Origin of the sequence: Bacillus cereus group sp. MYBKT111-2, assembly GCF_051915205.1 — a bacterium.
In the GTDB taxonomy this organism is placed as follows: domain Bacteria; phylum Bacillota; class Bacilli; order Bacillales; family Bacillaceae_G; genus Bacillus_A; species Bacillus_A paranthracis.
This window is the reverse complement of the sequence record NZ_JBQAEG010000028.1, coordinates 1-2338: the sequence shown is the minus strand read 5'-3', so window position 1 is coordinate 2338 and position 2338 is coordinate 1. Positions and strand designations below refer to the sequence as shown.

The following is a 2338-nucleotide window of genomic DNA, read 5'->3' as shown; positions in this document are numbered from 1 at the left end:
AACACGGAAGTTAAGCTCTCTAGCGCCGATGGTAGTTGGGACCTTGTCCCTGTGAGAGTAGGACGTCGCCAAGCAAGCTTAAGACGAGTCAGAATGACTCGTCTTTTTTGTGTTTCTAACTTCTTATCAGTCTCAAGTTATTCTGTTATATTCAATTTCGATATGCAGTTTAAGATTTTCTATTTTATTTTTTGTGGAAGCAATCTATCGGTATGTTAAAATAGTACAGTTATTTTTTGAAGTACTTTAATATAGGAAGATTTAATTTTTTTAAAGGAGATAACATGAAAAAAGATAGGTATAATTACAGATTTTCCGAATAGGAAAGCCCACTACGGTGCGATAGTACCCTCTTTAGGGGTGGGATGATAGTGAGGTCAAATGCGATGTATAGATAAAATACCGAAAGTATGTTCTGTGCATCAAGTGTTTGAAATGGTATAATTTTCATAACAGACAAGTGGAAGTCTCTAAAACAATCTTGTTCTCTGAAAACAGAATACATATGAGGTTGGAGTAACAAATTCTTCTGCTCCGTAAAATGTATTGAGTCGTCAAGTACAAGACGCTAAAAAACATTTGAGAACTCACAATCTGACTCGTTTGGTAATAGAACGAGTGCCGTATCTGCTAGATGCACTGGATATGGAGTGGTGATGGCACACCGCAATCTTGCACGTCAGCGATACTAGAAATAGACTTCGCCTTTGGTAGCAAGAATCCCACTGACGTTAGTCAGCTTGCGGCTTTAGCCGTGGGAGTGTCAATATAGTAGTCTTAGTCCTTCTAGCGATTGTATATATGTTAGTTGGGAATTATTTTTATAACTATGCGTTGAATGCGAAACAAGAAAAAGAATTTTTAGAGGATAACCCTCACTTAGTAGAAACTGTGAATGCATCAGGAGATGTGTTGGCTACAAATGAAGAAAAGGATGCCAACTTTGTATCAAATCATAAACCTAATACACTACACATAAATTCTTTCGATAAGTTGGAATGGAGAAGCTGAGAAGATAGATTCAAATACGTATTGGAATACCGTATGGAAGTTCGTGGGAAGATATATTCAAGCATAATTAGATTTATATATGCGATAATCAGAAGGTAATACTTTTGATTATCGTTTTTCTATTTATAAATTTATTTTAGGTTGTAGTATATAAGGCTTGAAGCATAAATTTTTGAATTCCTTAGTGCCAGTGCTACAATGATTGAAAACTACATGTTAATGAGGTGTTTCTATGAAAATTGAAGTATGGTCAGATTTTGTATGCCCATTTTGCTACATTGGGAAACGTAGGTTAGAAGTGGCTTTAGAGCAATTTCCTCATAAGAAGGATGTTGAAGTTGAGTTTAAAAGTTTTGAATTAGACCAAAATGCTCCAATCTATTCTGGAACAAGTATTAATGAAGTACTTGCATCAAAGTATGGGATTAGTATTGAAGAAGCGAAACGTAATAACGTGCAGTTAGGTAATCATGCAGCTAGTATGGGTTTAAGTTTTAATTTTGATGAGATGAAGCCGACGAACACTTTTGATGCGCATCGTCTTGCGAAATTTGCAAAGGATCAAGGGAAAGAAAAAGAGATTACGGAAAATCTACTTTTTGCATATTTCACTGAATCAAGAAATTTAAGTGATGTGGATACGCTCGCTACTATAGCTGAAGCTTCAGGTCTAGACAAACAAGAAGCTTTACAGGTTATTAATGATAAAAGCGCATATGCAAATGATGTTAGAGTTGATGAAGCGATTGCTCAGCAATATCAAATTTCAGGAGTACCTTATTTTATTATTAATCAAAAGTATGCTATTTCAGGTGCACAACCACTTGAAACTTTTGTTGGTGCACTTCAGCAAGTGTGGGAAGAAGAGAATCCTGTACCTAAATTACAAGAGTTTTCTTCAGAAGGTGGAAGCGATATGTCTTGTACAGATGAAAGCTGTTCGGTACCTTCAAAAGAACAATAGTTTTTATGATGGAAAGCAACCCATAGAGTATTATATGGGTTGCTTATATATTCTGATAGAAGAGGTATGTAAATAGGGTTTTAAAAAAATGAAGTTTTTTTAAAAAACGTATTGACGATTAATACTTAGAGGTGTAATATAGAACAAGTCGCCGATGACAATAACGTCGAAAGCGACAAACGAAATGAAAAACTTAGTTGACATTGAAAGATGAAAATGTTAACATAAGGAAGTCGCAAATGAGCGGCAGACAAGTTCTTTGAAAACTGAACGAAACAAACAACGTGAAACGTCAATTTTTATTTTATGATGCTAGACAAACTAACTTTATTGGAGAGTTTGATCCTGGCTCAGGATGAACGC

Annotated in this window: 1 protein-coding gene and 1 pseudogene; both read left to right on the top strand. The window is 35.3% G+C overall.

Going from position 1 to position 2338, the window contains the following annotated elements; translation table 11 throughout:
* Positions 1-801: 801 nt before the first annotated feature.
* Positions 802-996 (top strand): annotated as a pseudogene (locus ACTFNE_RS27330) (alpha/beta hydrolase); the annotation flags it as partial.
* 247 nt (positions 997-1243) lie between these two features.
* On the top strand, positions 1244-1975 hold the full coding sequence (locus ACTFNE_RS27325) for a DsbA family oxidoreductase (protein WP_046199672.1): 732 nt from the start codon (positions 1244-1246) through the stop codon (positions 1973-1975).
* Positions 1976-2338 lie beyond the last annotated feature (363 nt).